General features: G+C 50.4%; 16 protein-coding genes. 7 read left to right on the forward strand and 9 right to left on the reverse strand.

Annotation, left to right across the window (positions count from 1 at the left end; genetic code table 11):
- Positions 1 to 51: 51 nt before the first annotated feature.
- Entirely contained in the window at positions 52 to 456 is a 405-nt protein-coding gene (locus L2725_RS21050; protein WP_249250783.1) for an energy transducer TonB, read from the forward strand.
- Positions 457 to 527: 71 nt separating this feature from the next.
- On the opposite strand, the gene L2725_RS21055 is transcribed toward L2725_RS21050, so the two are convergent.
- Both L2725_RS21055 and L2725_RS21060 read right to left on the reverse strand, forming a co-directional pair.
- Positions 528 to 1,619 carry a branched-chain amino acid aminotransferase gene (locus tag L2725_RS21055; RefSeq protein WP_249250785.1) on the reverse strand — a complete coding sequence of 364 codons (1,092 nt, stop codon included), beginning with the start codon at positions 1,617 to 1,619 and terminating at the stop codon, positions 528 to 530.
- 85 nt (positions 1,620 to 1,704) lie between these two features.
- Positions 1,705 to 2,496, reverse strand: coding sequence for a TetR/AcrR family transcriptional regulator (locus L2725_RS21060; RefSeq protein WP_249250787.1), 792 nt, complete (start codon positions 2,494 to 2,496; stop codon positions 1,705 to 1,707).
- A gap of 279 nt (positions 2,497 to 2,775) precedes the next feature.
- Here L2725_RS21060 and L2725_RS21065 point away from each other — a divergent pair, with 279 nt between their 5' ends.
- From L2725_RS21065 to L2725_RS21080, 4 genes are all read left to right on the forward strand, one after another.
- Positions 2,776 to 4,287: a flavocytochrome c gene (locus L2725_RS21065; RefSeq protein WP_249250790.1), complete on the forward strand. Its 1,512-nt coding sequence runs from the start codon at positions 2,776 to 2,778 to the stop codon at positions 4,285 to 4,287.
- Positions 4,288 to 4,301: 14 nt separating this feature from the next.
- Positions 4,302 to 4,667: a cytochrome c3 family protein gene (locus L2725_RS21070; protein WP_115138650.1), complete on the forward strand. Its 366-nt coding sequence runs from the start codon at positions 4,302 to 4,304 to the stop codon at positions 4,665 to 4,667.
- 680 nt (positions 4,668 to 5,347) lie between these two features.
- Positions 5,348 to 6,484: a hypothetical protein gene (locus L2725_RS21075; protein WP_249250816.1), complete on the forward strand. Its 1,137-nt coding sequence runs from the start codon at positions 5,348 to 5,350 to the stop codon at positions 6,482 to 6,484.
- 397 nt (positions 6,485 to 6,881) lie between these two features.
- A complete protein-coding gene (locus L2725_RS21080; protein WP_115138651.1) occupies positions 6,882 to 7,625 on the forward strand; it encodes a cupin domain-containing protein in 744 nt (247 codons plus the stop codon).
- Positions 7,626 to 7,706: 81 nt separating this feature from the next.
- On the opposite strand, the gene L2725_RS21085 is transcribed toward L2725_RS21080, so the two are convergent.
- On the reverse strand, positions 7,707 to 8,441 hold the full coding sequence (locus L2725_RS21085; protein ID WP_249250791.1) for a DUF1223 domain-containing protein: 735 nt from the start codon (positions 8,439 to 8,441) through the stop codon (positions 7,707 to 7,709).
- Between the two features lie 137 nt (positions 8,442 to 8,578).
- Here L2725_RS21085 and L2725_RS21090 point away from each other — a divergent pair, with 137 nt between their 5' ends.
- The gene (locus tag L2725_RS21090) at positions 8,579 to 8,866 is read left to right on the forward strand and encodes a Rho-binding antiterminator (RefSeq protein ID WP_115138653.1); all 288 of its coding nucleotides are present in this window, start codon (positions 8,579 to 8,581) and stop codon (positions 8,864 to 8,866) included.
- Here L2725_RS21090 and L2725_RS21095 read toward each other — a convergent pair.
- Positions 8,863 to 10,335 (reverse strand): Na+/H+ antiporter NhaC family protein, encoded by a 1,473-nt coding sequence (locus tag L2725_RS21095; RefSeq protein ID WP_249250792.1) that lies wholly within the window; start codon positions 10,333 to 10,335, stop codon positions 8,863 to 8,865. The two genes, L2725_RS21090 and L2725_RS21095, sit on opposite strands and share 4 nt — an antisense overlap.
- A gap of 266 nt (positions 10,336 to 10,601) precedes the next feature.
- On the opposite strand from L2725_RS21095, the gene L2725_RS21100 reads away from it, so the two are divergent.
- The gene (locus tag L2725_RS21100) at positions 10,602 to 10,805 is read left to right on the forward strand and encodes a cell division protein ZapB (protein ID WP_115138655.1); all 204 of its coding nucleotides are present in this window, start codon (positions 10,602 to 10,604) and stop codon (positions 10,803 to 10,805) included.
- A gap of 61 nt (positions 10,806 to 10,866) precedes the next feature.
- Here L2725_RS21100 and L2725_RS21105 read toward each other — a convergent pair whose 3' ends face one another.
- From L2725_RS21105 to L2725_RS21125, 5 genes are all read right to left on the reverse strand, one after another.
- Complete coding sequence (locus tag L2725_RS21105) at positions 10,867 to 11,079, reverse strand: DUF1107 family protein (RefSeq protein ID WP_115138656.1); 213 nt, start codon at positions 11,077 to 11,079, stop codon at positions 10,867 to 10,869.
- Between the two features lie 477 nt (positions 11,080 to 11,556).
- Complete coding sequence (locus L2725_RS21110) at positions 11,557 to 12,171, reverse strand: thiol:disulfide interchange protein DsbA/DsbL (protein WP_249250793.1); 615 nt, start codon at positions 12,169 to 12,171, stop codon at positions 11,557 to 11,559.
- 149 nt (positions 12,172 to 12,320) lie between these two features.
- Positions 12,321 to 13,316: a serine/threonine protein kinase gene (locus tag L2725_RS21115; RefSeq protein WP_428985310.1), complete on the reverse strand. Its 996-nt coding sequence runs from the start codon at positions 13,314 to 13,316 to the stop codon at positions 12,321 to 12,323.
- A gap of 1 nt (position 13,317) precedes the next feature.
- Entirely contained in the window at positions 13,318 to 13,632 is a 315-nt protein-coding gene (locus tag L2725_RS21120) for a DUF3630 family protein (RefSeq protein ID WP_115138659.1), read from the reverse strand.
- A 49-nt stretch (positions 13,633 to 13,681) separates the two neighbouring features.
- Positions 13,682 to 15,118, reverse strand: a complete 1,437-nt coding sequence (locus L2725_RS21125; protein ID WP_249250795.1) for a protein adenylyltransferase SelO — start codon at positions 15,116 to 15,118, stop codon at positions 13,682 to 13,684.
- Positions 15,119 to 15,127: the final 9 nt, after the last annotated feature.

Consider the following 15,127-nt stretch of genomic DNA (forward strand, 5'->3'; position numbering starts at 1 on the left):
CAATAAGAATCAGACAAATAATAAGCATAATAATCCTGCCAGGGCCCAAATATGAAAATAACAATAATAAAGTGTGTGCCTGTACTGATGATACTGTTAGCGAGTTGCCTGCTTAATGGCTGCAGTACTTCCGCCCCCAAAATCAATGCCAATGATATAAACAGCCGTTTATGGTTACCTGAAACGGGTCCTCTGGATTTTGAGCAGCTGTTTGCTTCTGCCAATGTCAGCTTTACTGTCAGCTACAGAATTAACGAAAGCGGGGAAATTGCGAATATTGAACTAACCAATATTGAACCGGTCACCCAGATAGATGAAACAGCGCTGGCTAGGCTGCAGCAAACCCGGTTTATCGCCACTCAGGAAAATCCGCAACGCACTCCAGTAAGCATCACGAATCGGATTGAAATCAGAGCCGCGGTGGCCCCCGTGTTAATGAGCAGCAAATCTCACTAACACCAGAACGCAAAGTGAACAAAACCAAAAAGCCACCTCAAGGGTGGCTTTTTACTGCAGGCTAATCAGAGTTAAGCGTGCAAATGAGGCACCTGCACAACCCAGTCTTCAGGGCCTTGTACTTTTCCGTTCTGGATATCGGTAAACAGTTGGTAGATACGCTTCACTTTGGGTCCGACTTCGCCGTCACCCACGGTAACAGTGCGACCATCTTCAAAGATGTATGAACCCACGGGCGATACCACTGCAGCCGTGCCAAAACCTCCGGCTTCGACAATCTCACCGGCTTCAATATCAGCGATAAACTTATCCAGCATGACAGTTTCCTGTCTAACCTCGCAGCCCAGCATCTCACTAAGCTCCATGATGGAAAGAGAGGTAATGGACTTGAGAATTGTGTCAGTAAACTTAGGAATAATCACAGTGCCATCTTTAAGCACATGGAAGTGGTTCATGGCACCCACCTCTTCAATTTGCTGATTATTGGCATCCAGATACAACACCTGCGCAGCGCCCATATCTGCTGCCGCTTTGGCCGCCCGCAGGGAAGCGGCGTAGTTACCCGCAGCTTTGGAGGCGCCGGTACCACCGGAAACAGCTCTATGGTATTTGGTGCTGATCAGCAGTCGAATGGCATTGCTGAAACCAGACTTATAGTAAGCACCACTTGGGCTCAACATCACGCAGAAGGTGTAACGATTGCTGGGGCTGACAGACAACCTGTCTTCGGTAGCAAAGATAAAAGGACGTATATACAGACAGGCACCCGGCTGACGGGGGAACCACAAACGATCCACATCGATCAGTGCCTGAATCGCCTTAACCTGCATATCTTCCGGCAGATGGGGAATACAGACAATCTCACCACTGCGGTTCATACGCTCGGCATTTTTGTTAATGCGGAAGGTATAGATTTCGCCATCGTCATGCATAAAGGCTTTGGCGCCTTCAAAGATAGCCTGACCATAATGCAAAGACATGGTACCCGGCATAAGTTCAAACGGGCCATAAGGTTCGATCCGGGGATCGCGCCACTCGCCGTCATAAAAATCCATGACGAACATATGATCGGTGCGATGTACGCCAAAGCCGACATCCCCTTCCGGCACGAAAGGTTCCGAGCGGCGTTGCGATGAGGGTTTTAAATTATATTTTATTTCCATGGCATACCACCTTGTTGATTGTTTGAGCAGACTAGGGAGAGGCTCAGGCAAAGTCAAGTTGGTGGCATGGCTATCGTAAAATTACTCAGCTGCAGCCTGTCTGCTCACGGGTACAGCCTATAGTTTCCCCCGGTTTGACCATGGCCAACTGGTTGCAGGCTGCACAGGTCATATGGGCCCGGTAGTGTTTATCGAAAAAGACCTTGGTTTGATATTCAAGGGCATCAAACTTCTCCCTGGTCAGCGGCAGACTCCAGTTATATTGGGCCATCAGGCGCGCCAAATGACGGTAACAGGTCTCCCGGCGGTCCCCGAGAAATTCAGGATTAATCAGCTGACTCTCGAACTGGGTCAGGGAGCCGGTCAGATAGAAGGCGATGCCCTGTGCCAACTCGCTCTGCTGAAGCGGTGTCGCCTGCAATTCGCCACGGGCAACGGCCTCCTCCAATGAGCTGCGGATAAAGGTCCAGAAGGTGTTGATACGTTTTTTGAAGCGCTCAATCTTATCGGCACTGGCCAACTGCCACACCATGGTGTTGACCGAGACAGACCTCAGGGTAAAGAAGCTCTTCGAACGCTTAATCGTCTCAAAGGTGAATAATACTGGCAGCAAAGCCTTTTCCTGGGCGGTCAGCTCGGGATTCTGAGCAATGAAAATCGGCAGGTTGTTACTGGTGGCATTACGCATAAACAGGCACACCAGAATATCTTCTTTGCCCTCGAAGAATTTGTACAGAGTACCGGTAGAACACCCCACCTCCTTGGCCAGTTGTGAGAACTTAAAAGACACTATGCCCTGAGTTTCAATCAGGTACTCGGCAGCGTCCAGAATTTGGTTGCATCTCAATGTAGTCAGCGGCTCGGATGGGCACTTCATATTTGTATCACCTTAGGGTTAGTGGCGACGGCGAGTATGTGTAAACTTCGGGCAAAACAACAGCAGCCCCTCATTAAAGCTGAAGCTGATTCACATTTCCCTCCAGTTAATATAATCAATCCGTGAATTACCTCATGCCACGGGGCCTGGCGGGGAGAAAACTTGTTCGTGATATTAATCATGAAGAAAGTTTCCACTCGATTCCGGCCGTGAGCCAGTTCACTTCCTGACCTTCCAAGCACAGATATCTTGATGCCATCATTTAGTGAGGTCATCAAAATGCAAAACAGACGTAACTTCCTCAAGCTCGGTGCCGGTGCGGCATTGGGTGGTCTGACAGCCAGCTTCCCTGCAGCAGCTGCTTCTTCCTGCGGTAAAGAAATCAAGTGGGATGAAACCCATGACGTAGTTATCATTGGTTCTGGTTTTGCGGGTCTGTCCGCAGCGCACAACGCCAAGAAACAAGATCTGGGATCAGTACTGGTACTGGAAAAGATGCAGGTTATCGGTGGTAACTCTGCAATCAACGGTGGTTGGTTCGCCATTCCTCGCAACCCAATCCAGTTGGCTCAGGGCATCAATGATGATAGTCCGGAAGAGCTGGTAAAAGACCAGATGATCTCCGGCCGTGGTATGGCCAGCCGCCCTCACCTGATGCGTATTGCTGAGCACGCCCTGGAATCTTTCGAGCAGTGTGTGGCTAACGGCGTGACCTTCCGTGAAGGCTTCAACATGCAGGTTGGTGGTCACAACAAGGCCCGTGCTGTTCGTACTACCTATGGTACCGGTGGTGAAATCACTCAGAACTACTATGAGACCTGTGTGAAGCAGGGCGTTGACTTCCGTAAGCAGGCTTACGTTGAAGACTTCATCATGGATGGCACCACTATTGTGGGTGTGAAAGTTCGCTTTAACTATCAGTTCCCGAATGCCAAATCAGGCCAGGTTAAGTTCATCAAAGCCAACAAAGGCGTAGTGATCGCGACCGGTGGTTTTGCACAGAATATGACTCTGCGTAACCTGTTCGACCCATCTATCGACCCTACATACGATTGTACCAACGCTAAAGGTGCAACCGGTGAAGTGACCATGACTGCCATGTCTCACGGCGCTCTGTCTGTTCATATGAACATGATCCAGTCTGGCCACTGGGGTAGCCCGGACGAAGGCGGTTTCGGCTGGTCCAACGCTCTGCTGTCTATTACCTGGCACGAAGGTATGGTTGTGAGCGTACTGGACGGCAAACGCTTTATGGACGAGCGCCGTGACCGTAAGTACTGCTCTGAGCGCATCAGCGCCAACCGCTACCCGGACAACAGCCCAGCGTACCCAATTGCCTTCTTCAACTACAACGATCACCCGGATGATGACCGTGTGACCCGTGCAGTACGCGACAAGATGGCCTGGATTATGAACTCCGTAGAAGAGATGGCTGAGCGTTTCAACATCGACCCTAAAGCCCTGCAAGAGAACATTGACCTGCACAACAAGCACGTTGCCGAGCGTCATGACCCTCTGTTCGGTCGTAAGATGGACACCGCCCGTAACCTGGAAGCGCCTTTCGTGGTATCCCGCATATGGCCAAAAGTTCACTACTGTATGGGCGGCCTGAAGACTGATACCGAAGGTCGTGTACTGGCATCCAAAGACCTGGGCGTAATGAAAAACCTGTACGCCATCGGTGAAGCCACTGGCGGTACTCACGGTGAAACGCGTCTGAGCTCCTGTGCCTGTCTGGAAGGCCTGGCCATGGGTATCGTAGTTTCTAAAACCATCAAAGCTGACGCTTAATTAAGGAGCGCATAATGAAGAAGTTATTAACCGCTCTGGTAGTAGGCATGGCATTGAGTGGCGCCGCTCAGGCTGGCGACATGGTTAAAATGATGGGCAAGCTGGAAGGCCGCGCCAACCATGAAATGCTGCATGATGATTGCGCTAACTGTCACGTAGACAAGAATAAGAAAGCTATTGATGACAGCAGCTGTATCGCCTGTCACGGTAAGCCTTCAGAGATCGCCATTGACGAAAGCATTCTGCCTGTGCACGAAGCCAACCCGCACAAGTCTGTCCACTTCGGTGACGGCGCAAGCTGCCTGGCATGTCACGCTGAGCACAAGCAAAAAGCTCCAATCTGTACCGACTGTCACCGTACCTGGTTCGAGGTAATGTAACAGTCATGCATTCAGGATTATTCGCCAGCTGCGAATAATCCTGTGCGCGGATTGCAATATATAGTCGGCCTTTACCATGGTAAGGGCTGACTTTCTGCGTCTCAAAAACACTCACACAACATAACCAACTCACAAAACCACACCAGCAAGCATAAGCTTCGACACAGACACAACATTCATCAGATTTTTCACCACCAGTTTGAACCTGCAAAGCCAATTCCACACATTGCCGCTACACCAGAGTTTCAAGCTGGCGTCACAAATAAATAAGTTGGTAACCGAATTAACGTTAACTGCATCACTAATTGGCAATGCGCTGGCTGGTGAATTGATTCAGGTGAAAGGTAAACTCCTTGGTCGCGAAAATCATAGTTTTAGCTATGAAGATGGCTGTCAGGCTTGCCACCAGGGATCCGGCAAGAAAACGCAATCTATGTTGCAGTCATGAACTTCACGACACCAAGCAACATCGAAATGGACCAAAGCGATCTGGCTGTACCGAAAGCCCATCCGCGCAAGTCCATCCACTTCGGTTAAGGCGCAACCTACCCGGCCTGTTTCACTGAGCACAACGAGAAGGCTCAGCGGCTGTATCAGTGTCAGCGCACCAGGCTCGAAGAGATGTAATTAAAAATAAGGGGAGGTGTCCAACACAGACAACCTCCTCTATGTACCTAGGAATAAGAATGATGAACACTAAGTTTATGTTGTCCTTAGTGGCTGCTGCCGTAACCGCGAGCACTTTCTCTGCTCAGGCAGCTCAGGAAGATGGAGTTAAATTCGGCGGCTCTGTTCGCGCCAACTACCACTGGGTTGATGACAAGGACACCAGTGCCGACAAAGGCGGTGAGTTCAAGTTTGACGTAGTAACCGCTAAAGTCAGCGCCAAGCAGGGTGACTTTGGTCTGGAAGCCGAATACCGTTTTACCGGTAGCGACGACTTCCTGAAGTACGGCTACGGCTACTACAACATCAACCCTGACATGCAACTGCAACTGGGTGTAGCCATGGTACCGTTTGGTAATCCAAACGTTGCGTCCAACTCATGGTGGATGAGCATCGGTTACTACATGGGCTTCGAAGAAGACTATGACACTGGTGTGAAACTGGTTTACAAGAAAAACGGCTGGGCAACTGACATCGCTTACTTCAACGGCGCTGAATACAGCGCGAACGTTTACAAGAAGTATGCCGGTGACATTGCTACCGGTGAAGTAGGTGGCAACGAGTACCACAACGAAGAGCGTAACCAGTTCAACCTGCGTCAAACCTACACTGTTGAGCACCACGGCGGTTCCACCACTTTCGGTGGTTCTGTTCAGTACGGCCAGTTGTATAACAGTCTGACCAACAACAGCGGTGACCGTCACGCGTTCGCGCTGCACATGAGCACCAACTACCAGGGCTGGAACTTCACCGCTCAGGCGATCAGCTATGAGTTTGATGCTGCTGATGCGCAGAAAGGCACTGAGCACATGATCGCCTTCGCTCAGGGTGGTTCTTTGCTGGAAACTGCTGACAAGGGTCAGCTGTACACCTTTAACGTTGCCAAGACTATCGCCACTGATTTCGGTAGCGTGAAGCTGTACAACGACTTCAACGTGATGACTCCTGATGTTGAAGACGAAAGCTTCAAGAACAGCTACCAGAACGTTACCGGCGCAGCTATCACTGCTGGCCCAACCTACTCCTCTATCGACCTGTCTTTCGGCAAAAACATGTGGGGCAGCTCTCTGGCCGCTTCCGGCATCGGCCTGAACGATGGTGTTAACGAGTGGGATGCCCGCATCAACGTTAACGTTGGCTACTACTTCTAAGTCGCCCATCCAAACAGCAATCAAATGCTGAATTGATGACCCAAAGGCCTGCAATCGCAGGCCTTTTTGCATTTTGATGACGCAGACCAACTGTTGCAATCACCTGATTAATTTCACCCTGTTTTTTGAGGTTCGAGCTTTCGTCCTGCGATCCAGCCGTTCTTTTTAACTGAGTCACAAACCGGCCAAATGGTTTGAAATCAGTCACTGAAATTCAAAATTTCACCAGAGCAAAAATATTCGCGACATGGTTCACGAATAAGTTTCTCAGTACCAATTGGCCGTGATCAAATTCACCGTTAGCACATTTCAGGCGTTCTATTCTTGTTGCATCCAGAGCACAATGCGCCCGCTTTAGAGGCCTGTGCCCTATATACGAAAAAGTGAGATGATGACGATGAAACTGAAAATGATCTGCGCCCTGGTGGCTGCCGTGACCTCTTCCGCCGCTATGGCCTCTGGCCCTCAGTGCAACCACGCTCAACTGCCATATCAGCAGATGACACCAGTTCCATACGACAGCTCTCCACACGTTCCTCAGGACACCATCCCTGAGCAGTGCCGCGACCCACAGGTTGAAGCCTACATCGCTGACTGGGAAGCCGGTAAAATTGACTTCAACACTATCGAGCCAAACGACAGCATCGCGAAAGATCAGCGTTTCTGTAAGGGTCTGGACGACAATGGTAACGTTCTGGAAGTTAAGAACTGCGACCTGAAAAACGCACCAGTAGGCTACATGTGGAAAGATCTGGCTGACGCGCCAATGGTTATTGGTATCACCAATGGTGGTAAATCAGACCACGAGCCACACTTCCACGGCCAGCCTGAGTGTTACTACGTAGTAAACGGCGAAAGCCCGACTCTGGCTGACAACAAGTTCCGCCCACTGAAGAAGGGTCAGTACTTCTACATTCCTGGTAACCACATCCACAACACCCCAATCATGAACGAAGAAGGTCTGGGTGTAATGTACTGGTATCCAAACAACGCCCACTTCAACGGCTTCAAGTACTACTGGCGTAAAGATGTGAAGAACCTGCGCGTTGCTGAAGAAGCTTTCGACCGCGTAGACGAAATCCGTAAGCGTGACCTGGGCCTTGGTCCATACGGCACCAACGAAGCTTTCTTCAAGAAGTGATCACTTCTGAATAATTGCTCCCCTTTCAAGGGATAGAGATGGCCGCAACTGCGGCCATTTTTATTTCTCTGCCGCCAAGGTTCATGGAGCACCACGCCCCCCAACGGCCTGAACAGGCTGGCCCTGCTCTTCAAGCCAAAGCACCCAGGCGAGTGCCTCATCATCGATGTCAGGGCTCGCAGGCAAATCGCCAACAAACTTCTGTCCAGTTCCGGGTATCTCTGTAACAGAGAGCACCACAAACGGGTTGTTGAGCGTCCTGCCCTGGTTCTCTCCCCGCTTCACAACCACCTTTGCAGCGGGTAACACCCAGGCAAACCTGAGCCGTGCATCTTTTTGTAATGGCCTTGAAAATCCTGCCTGAAGCAGTCCTTTTTCAACCTGAGCTGTCAGCACTCCAGCCTCTGTTTCAGACAACTCAGGCACTGGCGTCAACGACCAGCCAAGTAAGGTCCAACATCTTATCTCATCACCGTTAATCATCAGCTGTGGCGTATAAACCTGGGAACTGAAATCACCGCGATAGTAGGCGTACTGACGTTCTGTGAACTCTCCCTGTGACCAGGTGTCCTCCCAGCCAAGGTTGTTCCAATAGGTAACATGAAAAGAGAGGGGGAATACCCGCTGCCAAAGTTGAGGATGTGTGTCCAAATCGGCCAACCAGTTGTCTGCTGGAGGGCAGGAGCTACAGCCCTGTGAGGTGAACAGTTCAATAACAAGGGGGCTCAACTTACTGCTGTGATACTCCCTCACCTCCGCACTGACAGTAGACGCCAGCATCAGTGACACCAGTGCAATGGATATTTTGAAGCCCATATCACCCCCGGATTTCGATTAGTACTGCAAAACAGACCCGAAAAAATCAACCTTGATTTCATACGGGCTTGAACTTGAACTCATACTGTGTCGTTCTAGTGTTAAAGCATGAACTAAAAAAATTGAATGGTGGCAATATGAATACCTATCAGGCAATTCCCTGTGCCAGATATGATTATCTGGAGTTGGCGTGTATTCGTCACTATCCACTTGCCCTTGAACTTCGCAGCGGAGAAGTACTGCATGGTAAGGCTGTCACTACAGAGACCCGGGCAGACAAGAGCGAATGGCTTGTGGTGGAAACGCCGGTAAAAACCCGATCCATCAGGTTGGATCAGATTATGGCAATCACCCCCCAGCAAGAGGGGGCGGATTTTGGGCGGGTCAGTATTGCGGATGAACTACCCAGCGCAGAGTCCGGTTAACCCTCTGCACGTCTGCTCATCCACCACTGCAATCCTCCCACCAGCACAATGCAGCTTATAATGGCAAGGCTCCAGCTGCCAAGCTTGCCGAATCCTGCATTCAGCATTTGAAAGCCTACCAAAGAGCTGGCTGCCACAGTCAATGCGAAAGGCAACTGAGTTAATACATGGGCTCGTGGCTCACAACCACTTGAGGTGGCACTCAGCACACTGGTATCCGAAATTGGTGAACAGTGATCGCCAAACACTGAACCAGCCAGGACCGCGCTCAAAGCTGGCAGCAGGAGTTCAGGGGCAACCTGAGAAGCGATCTCTGCGCCAATGGGGATCATAATGGCAAAGGTTCCCCAACTGGAACCTGTGGCAAATGCCATCAAAGCGCAAAGCAAAAACATACCGGCCACCAACAAAGATGGATTCAGATAGATCTCTGCCAGATGCGCCAGCATACCAGCAATCTTAAGATCTTTAATAACTGAACCTATCATCCAGGTGCACAACAGAATACCTATGGCCAGGCCCATACTACGGGTGCCATGGACCAGATCTGCCAGTAGTTCACGCAGACTGCGACCGGTCGCCCGCATCATCAGCAGACATACTGTAACTGCCAATAATGCGGCATTACGCATGGCTGCACCTATGTCTGCTGCGGCCAACCAGGCCATAACCCCGGGCGCCTGCGCATTGTTGGCGCCTGACCAAAGAGTTAACCCTACAGATGCCACCAAGAGTGTCAGCATCGGCAGCAATAACAGCCAGGGGTTCCCTTTGGAGACAGCGGCTGACAAAGGCGCTTGTGGTAACTCACGTCCAAAACCAAACCCCTGCCACGCAACATACAGGGACACAGCGATAGTCAGCACGGCGTAAAAGTTCATTTGTCCCAGTTCAACAAATGCCGACAGTGGAGATACCGGCAGGAAACTAATCCCGGCTAACAGGGCAATCAGATAGGGTCCCCAGCTGGAGAAAGGCAGCAGAGCACAGAGAGGAGAAGCATTTGAGTCGACAAAGTAGGCCAGCTGTTCCCGACGAATTTGATAACGTTCGCTCAATGGCTGACATACGTGCCCTACGGCCAGGCAACTGAAGATGCCATCAATAAATACCAACCAGCCCAGCAGTATTACCCCTAGTCTGGCCTGTCTGCGGGTACGAATGCGGGTATAAAGCCAGTCACCAAAGGCGGTCACAGCCCCCCCCCGGGCAAACAGTTGAGTCATCACTCCCAGCAGTACCATGGCGGCCAGCACATCAAGGTGCCAGCTTTGCCACTGACCATCACGATATAGCTGACGGCTGGCGATATCCAACAGGTATTCCAGGGTTTGCTGTGGCTGCAACTGAGTGTAAACCATGGCGCCGGCAAGAATACCTGCCCCAAGGGCCAACAAGGTATGACGGAAGATTAGCGCCAGCACCAGTGTTAACACCAAGGGCAAAAAAGCCGGCAAATTTACATCCATTGTCAGTTACTCCACATTCTGAGATGCAGTATTTAAGCGTACGGCAACGCCACCTGTGTGCGCGGCAATGCCTGAAATGAGACGATTCAGCCAGAGAGTATCACTGTTTTCAGTGTCGACTTAACCACAAAATGCTAAAAATCTTTAAACATCATCTAATTAATGAGCAAAAATTGTGCACTTGAGTGACTCAGCTATTCCTCTGGCCCTGCGCACTGCTAGAATCAGAACCTCATCATTGCATCCTTAATACAGGAAGGACTCCCATGAGCCTTGAATTACTGTCCAAACTGGAAACCAAGATCCAGGCGGCACTGGAAACCATCGAACTTCAGAAGATGGAACTGGAAGAAGAAAAGCAGAAGTCTGCTCAACTGCAACAGCATAACGAGCAACTGCAGCAGGAATTGAACAGCTGGAACGAGAAAGTTACCGGTCTGGTTGGTTTGCTGAACAGCGAAGTCGAATAAGACTTGGTTCATGATTCGCGGCCTCAAGTCATAATTTGAGGCCGGAATATCAGGAGCAGGCTCAAGCGCTTTTTGCGGCTTCGACCTGCTGATTGATCATCTGATTTAGTTCACTGACAACCTGCTTAACCTCTGGCTCGCTTTTACGGGGAAGCAGAAACCGCCCTTTCTCAAACTCCAATCTACCAAGGTCTTTTACCCAGATAACACCGTTCAGCACGATGCGGGCGTGTTTTACTATCAATTTAGGTGCATATACGGGAAAAACTCTCACATGACCTCCTTCTTAAAGACGGCAAGCCCAATACCAGTCCGTCAATTCTTGTTATGGTCTGTTGGCTCTACCCTGTCACCGGGACAAGTACTGCACTGAATCAAGTCGTGTCTCAGGGCCGGCGCAAAGTTTACATTCTTTTGACCTCTTGTCAGCTCCGCAAGTTTCATTCAGCAACAATTATTTTTGTAAATAAATCCTTCCAACCATGCCTCATCAGGACTCAAACAAGCTCAAATGTTGCGCAAATGATAACTTGTCAAAAGTTTGACGCTCTGTTAGGTTTGTCTCGTTACTCAGGGTAAAACTGAGCCTTCTGGCTCAATGTCACCGCGTTTCTTGCGACCAGGGAGCGCGGTTTTTTTTGCACTTTTTTCGTGCCCCCTACCTAAAAAATGCGCTAATCCAGTGCAAAAATAATCAGTTTAGACACAAAAAAGGCACCCTAAGGTGCCTTTGCAAGAATGTCGCCAATACTTATGGCTTGTTTTGCGCCAGGTAGTAAGCGATGTCCAACATTTCCTGATAGCTCTTGATATTCTCAGTCATCACCAGGTACTTGTCGTTCACTACCAGAGAAGGTACGCCGCGGATACCTGCGTTCTTGGTATCTTTGCGCATCTTGGCAACCTGAGAGTTCACCATAAAGGAGTTGGCTGCAGCATCGAAATCCTTGCCGGATACGCCGTTGGCAATAAACAGATTACGAATATCATCAATGCCCGCAAAGCGCTGGCGCTTTTCATGGATAGCGGCGAACATGGCTGGTTCAACCTTATCAGTCACACCCAGTTGCTTGGCAATCGCAAAAGCACGGGACATCTGCTCACCCATTGGGCCGCCGATAAATTCAACGTGAGCCTGTTCAAAACCGATCCCCTGAGGCAGCGTCTTTTTAATGGTTGGTACTACAGACTTGGCAAAGTTATAGCAGTGACCACAGTAGAATGAGAAAAACTCAGTAATCTCAGGCTTGGCACTGCCAGGTCCCTGGTTGATCACCTTGTAGTGGACATTTTCTTTAAAGTCAGTGGCATTGGCCATCAACGGTGCCATCAGCAAAGCAGCAACCATTAAGATTGTTTTTTTCATCTGTTTTCCCTATTTCAATGTGTCTGCCAACTTATACCCAGGGGTACTCAGCTTGTGGGGCAGACTAACACAATTGTTTTTTTGAGTGTAGTAACCCCAAAAAGTTCACCAATCTCTTGATTTACTTATTTACTGGTTAGTCTATCTACTCAATATGACTGCAAACTTAACGCAGGCTCAGCCAGCAGCTGCAACTGTTCCCGGTAGGCACCAATCTGTTGCTGCCAGTAGGTATCTTCCGCAAACCAGGGGAAGTACATAGGAAACGCAGGATCTTCCCAACGACGGCTAATCCAGCCACAGTGATACAACATGCGCATGCCTCGCAGCGCCTCAACCAAAGCCAGTTGTTTGTGATCAAAGGAGCAAAACTCCTCATAACCCTCCAACAGGATATCAAGCTGCATCAGTTGAGTGGGCCTGTCTCCGGATAACATCATCCACAAATCCTGCACTGCGGGCCCCATACAGGCATCGTCCAAATCAACAAATCCCGGGCCATCCGGCGTCCAAAGAATATTGCCTGGGTGCAGATCACCGTGCAAACGAATATTCTTGTGGGAATGAGCCTGCCAGATTTGGTCTATACCCGATGCCAATGCCTCAGCAGCATCGAAAAAGTCAGTCTCCAGATGAGCAGGCACATGCAAATTCTGTCGCAGCCCTTTGATGGCATCATGACACCAGATATTCGGCGACAGCTGAACTCTGTGAGCAAAAGGCCTGGCACTGCCAAGTTGATGGATACGGCCAATAAAGCGGCCTATCTGTTCAAGGTGGTCAAAGTTATCCACCTCAAATGGACGCCCGCCAATAGAGGAAAACAGGGTAAACCGGTAACCCTGAAAATGATGCAGCGTTACGCCATCCACCGCCAGAGGCTCAGCCACAGGGACTTCCTGCTGCGCCAGCTCGTGGGTAAAGCTATGCTCTTCCTGTATCTGCTCATCACTCCAGCGACCGGGACGATAGAACTTCACTACGTATCGGTTTCCCCTGTCACAGCGGAACTGGTATACCCGGTTTTCATAGCTGTTCAGTGCCAGTAAGCCTGTTTCCGGGTAGATCCCCAGACTTTCAATCGCAGTCAGGATTACATCAGGCGTTAATCCATGATAATCAGTTGCCAAAGGCATTTGCGGCATCTCAATGTCTCTCAATTGCGGCGACCGGCAGTAACCGACTCAAATAATCCAGTACTTCCAGCTCATCCTGGCGTTCAACGCTCAGCCAGCAGATATCGCCATAAAATTCATAGTGGAGCCACAGGCGGGTTCCTTCAAAATCCAGTAACCATTGGTGCCTGTCTGCGCCCCATTGCTTTTCCAATATCCGGCAATCCAGTGCTGTTGTCAGAGGCAGAGCAAAATCATCAAACTGTTCAAAGTCCACCTGAGCATGAATTTGCAGGCTTAAATTTGTCGGGTCCAGTTGAAACCCGGCAACCTTGATCTGTTCCATTGGAGCTTCTCCCAATCCTTTACGTGGCACGAGTCCACGACTTCATGAACTAACTGCTGCATGAGCAGATAAGTCCTTCTCCCCAATCCGGTGGTCGGCGGGCATACTGCGTCATATCGGCTTGCTCGTCAAATGGATTACGAAGCAGCTGATAAAGGGTCTCCAAAGGCTGATTATCTCCCGCTTCAGCGGCCTCAATCGCCTGCTGTGCGAGATAGTTACGCAATATATATTTGGGATTTGCCGCAGCTCTTTGACGCTGCCAATCCCCGGCATCTGCAACCCCGTTAACTCTGTCTCGGTATGCTGAAAACCAATCATCAAACTCCGCGGTATCCCGACACTCGTCCCGCAGGGCAAACTCCATAGCCCCCGGTTCAAATCCGGCAAAGGCTCTCATGCTGTTGGTGTAGTCGAGATGGTTATTCTGCATCAGCTTCATCAGCCCGCCGACCAGAGCTAAATCTGTTCCTTCATCGGCGGCGACTATCCCCAGTCGATTACGCATCAGTTGCAGATACTTGTCCACCAGCGCCTGCTGGTAACCATTTAACCCAGCCATAAGGTCATCTGATGGAATCAGCGGTACCAGTGCCTGCGCCAGCCGTTGCAGATTCCAAAGGCCGATCCCAGGCTGCTGATCGAAGGCATAGCGTCCATGGGGGTCTGAATGGTTGCAGATAAAGCCCTCCTGATAGGTATCCAGAAATGAAAATGGTCCGAAATCGAAGGTGTCCCCCAGAATCGACATATTGTCAGTATTCATCACGCCATGGGCAAAGCCGCTGGCTTGCCAGTGGGCGATCATCTCAGCGGTTAACCGAACGACTTCGGCGAACCAGGCTTTGTAGCCACTGGCATTGGCTTCCAGATGGGGAAAGTGGTGAGCAATGGTGAAGTTTACCAGTTCACGAAGGCGGCCCCTGTCCTGCTCACCATGGGTGATATATTCAAAATGGCCAAAGCGGATATGACTACGGGCAAGACGCACGGTAATCGCACCGGTTTCCTGGGTTTCCCGCCACACGGGCGTATCTGAGCCAACCACGGCCAGCGCTCTGGTTGTGGGGATCCCCAGATGATATAGAGCTTCAGAGGCCAGAAACTCACGCACGGCCGATCTCAGTACCGCCTTGCCATCACCATGCCTTGAATAGGGCGTTTTACCGGCGCCTTTGAGTGCGATATCCCAGAACTCACCATGAATATCTTTGGCCTCGCCCAGTATCATAGCGCGACCGTCACCCAACCTTGGCGAATAGCCACCGAACTGATGTCCGGCATATACCTGAGCATAGTAGCTGGCATCCTGCATTCTGGCGTTACCGGAAAACACTGCCAGCGCATTGGCATCCGGCTCTGCCAAATTCAGCATATGGGCAGCATCCTGGCTCCACATCAGCCAGCGGGGATTATCCAGACCTTCGGGCTCAACCAGGGAATAGGCTCCCGGTAATTGGTTTACAAAGTCCTGTCTCAGTTCCATCCGCACTCC

Source organism: Shewanella corallii (genome assembly GCF_023349125.1).
In the GTDB taxonomy this organism is placed as follows: domain Bacteria; phylum Pseudomonadota; class Gammaproteobacteria; order Enterobacterales; family Shewanellaceae; genus Shewanella; species Shewanella corallii.

Bases quoted from the DNA above. Each gene is read 5' to 3' on its own strand.
- L2725_RS21050 (WP_249250783.1), top strand. From the start codon at position 52: ATGAAAATAACAATAATAAAGTGTGTGCCTGTACTGATGATACTGTTA.
- L2725_RS21055 (WP_249250785.1), bottom strand. From the start codon at position 1,619: ATGGAAATAAAATATAATTTAAAACCCTCATCGCAACGCCGCTCGGAA.
- L2725_RS21060 (WP_249250787.1), bottom strand. From the start codon at position 2,496: ATGAAGTGCCCATCCGAGCCGCTGACTACATTGAGATGCAACCAAATT.
- L2725_RS21065 (WP_249250790.1), top strand. From the start codon at position 2,776: ATGCAAAACAGACGTAACTTCCTCAAGCTCGGTGCCGGTGCGGCATTG.
- L2725_RS21070 (WP_115138650.1), top strand. From the start codon at position 4,302: ATGAAGAAGTTATTAACCGCTCTGGTAGTAGGCATGGCATTGAGTGGC.
- L2725_RS21080 (WP_115138651.1), top strand. From the start codon at position 6,882: ATGAAACTGAAAATGATCTGCGCCCTGGTGGCTGCCGTGACCTCTTCC.
- L2725_RS21085 (WP_249250791.1), bottom strand. From the start codon at position 8,441: ATGGGCTTCAAAATATCCATTGCACTGGTGTCACTGATGCTGGCGTCT.
- L2725_RS21090 (WP_115138653.1), top strand. From the start codon at position 8,579: ATGAATACCTATCAGGCAATTCCCTGTGCCAGATATGATTATCTGGAG.
- L2725_RS21095 (WP_249250792.1), bottom strand. From the start codon at position 10,335: ATGGATGTAAATTTGCCGGCTTTTTTGCCCTTGGTGTTAACACTGGTG.
- L2725_RS21100 (WP_115138655.1), top strand. From the start codon at position 10,602: ATGAGCCTTGAATTACTGTCCAAACTGGAAACCAAGATCCAGGCGGCA.
- L2725_RS21110 (WP_249250793.1), bottom strand. From the start codon at position 12,171: ATGAAAAAAACAATCTTAATGGTTGCTGCTTTGCTGATGGCACCGTTG.
- L2725_RS21115 (WP_428985310.1), bottom strand. From the start codon at position 13,316: ATGCCGCAAATGCCTTTGGCAACTGATTATCATGGATTAACGCCTGAT.
- L2725_RS21120 (WP_115138659.1), bottom strand. From the start codon at position 13,632: ATGGAACAGATCAAGGTTGCCGGGTTTCAACTGGACCCGACAAATTTA.
- L2725_RS21125 (WP_249250795.1), bottom strand. From the start codon at position 15,118: ATGGAACTGAGACAGGACTTTGTAAACCAATTACCGGGAGCCTATTCC.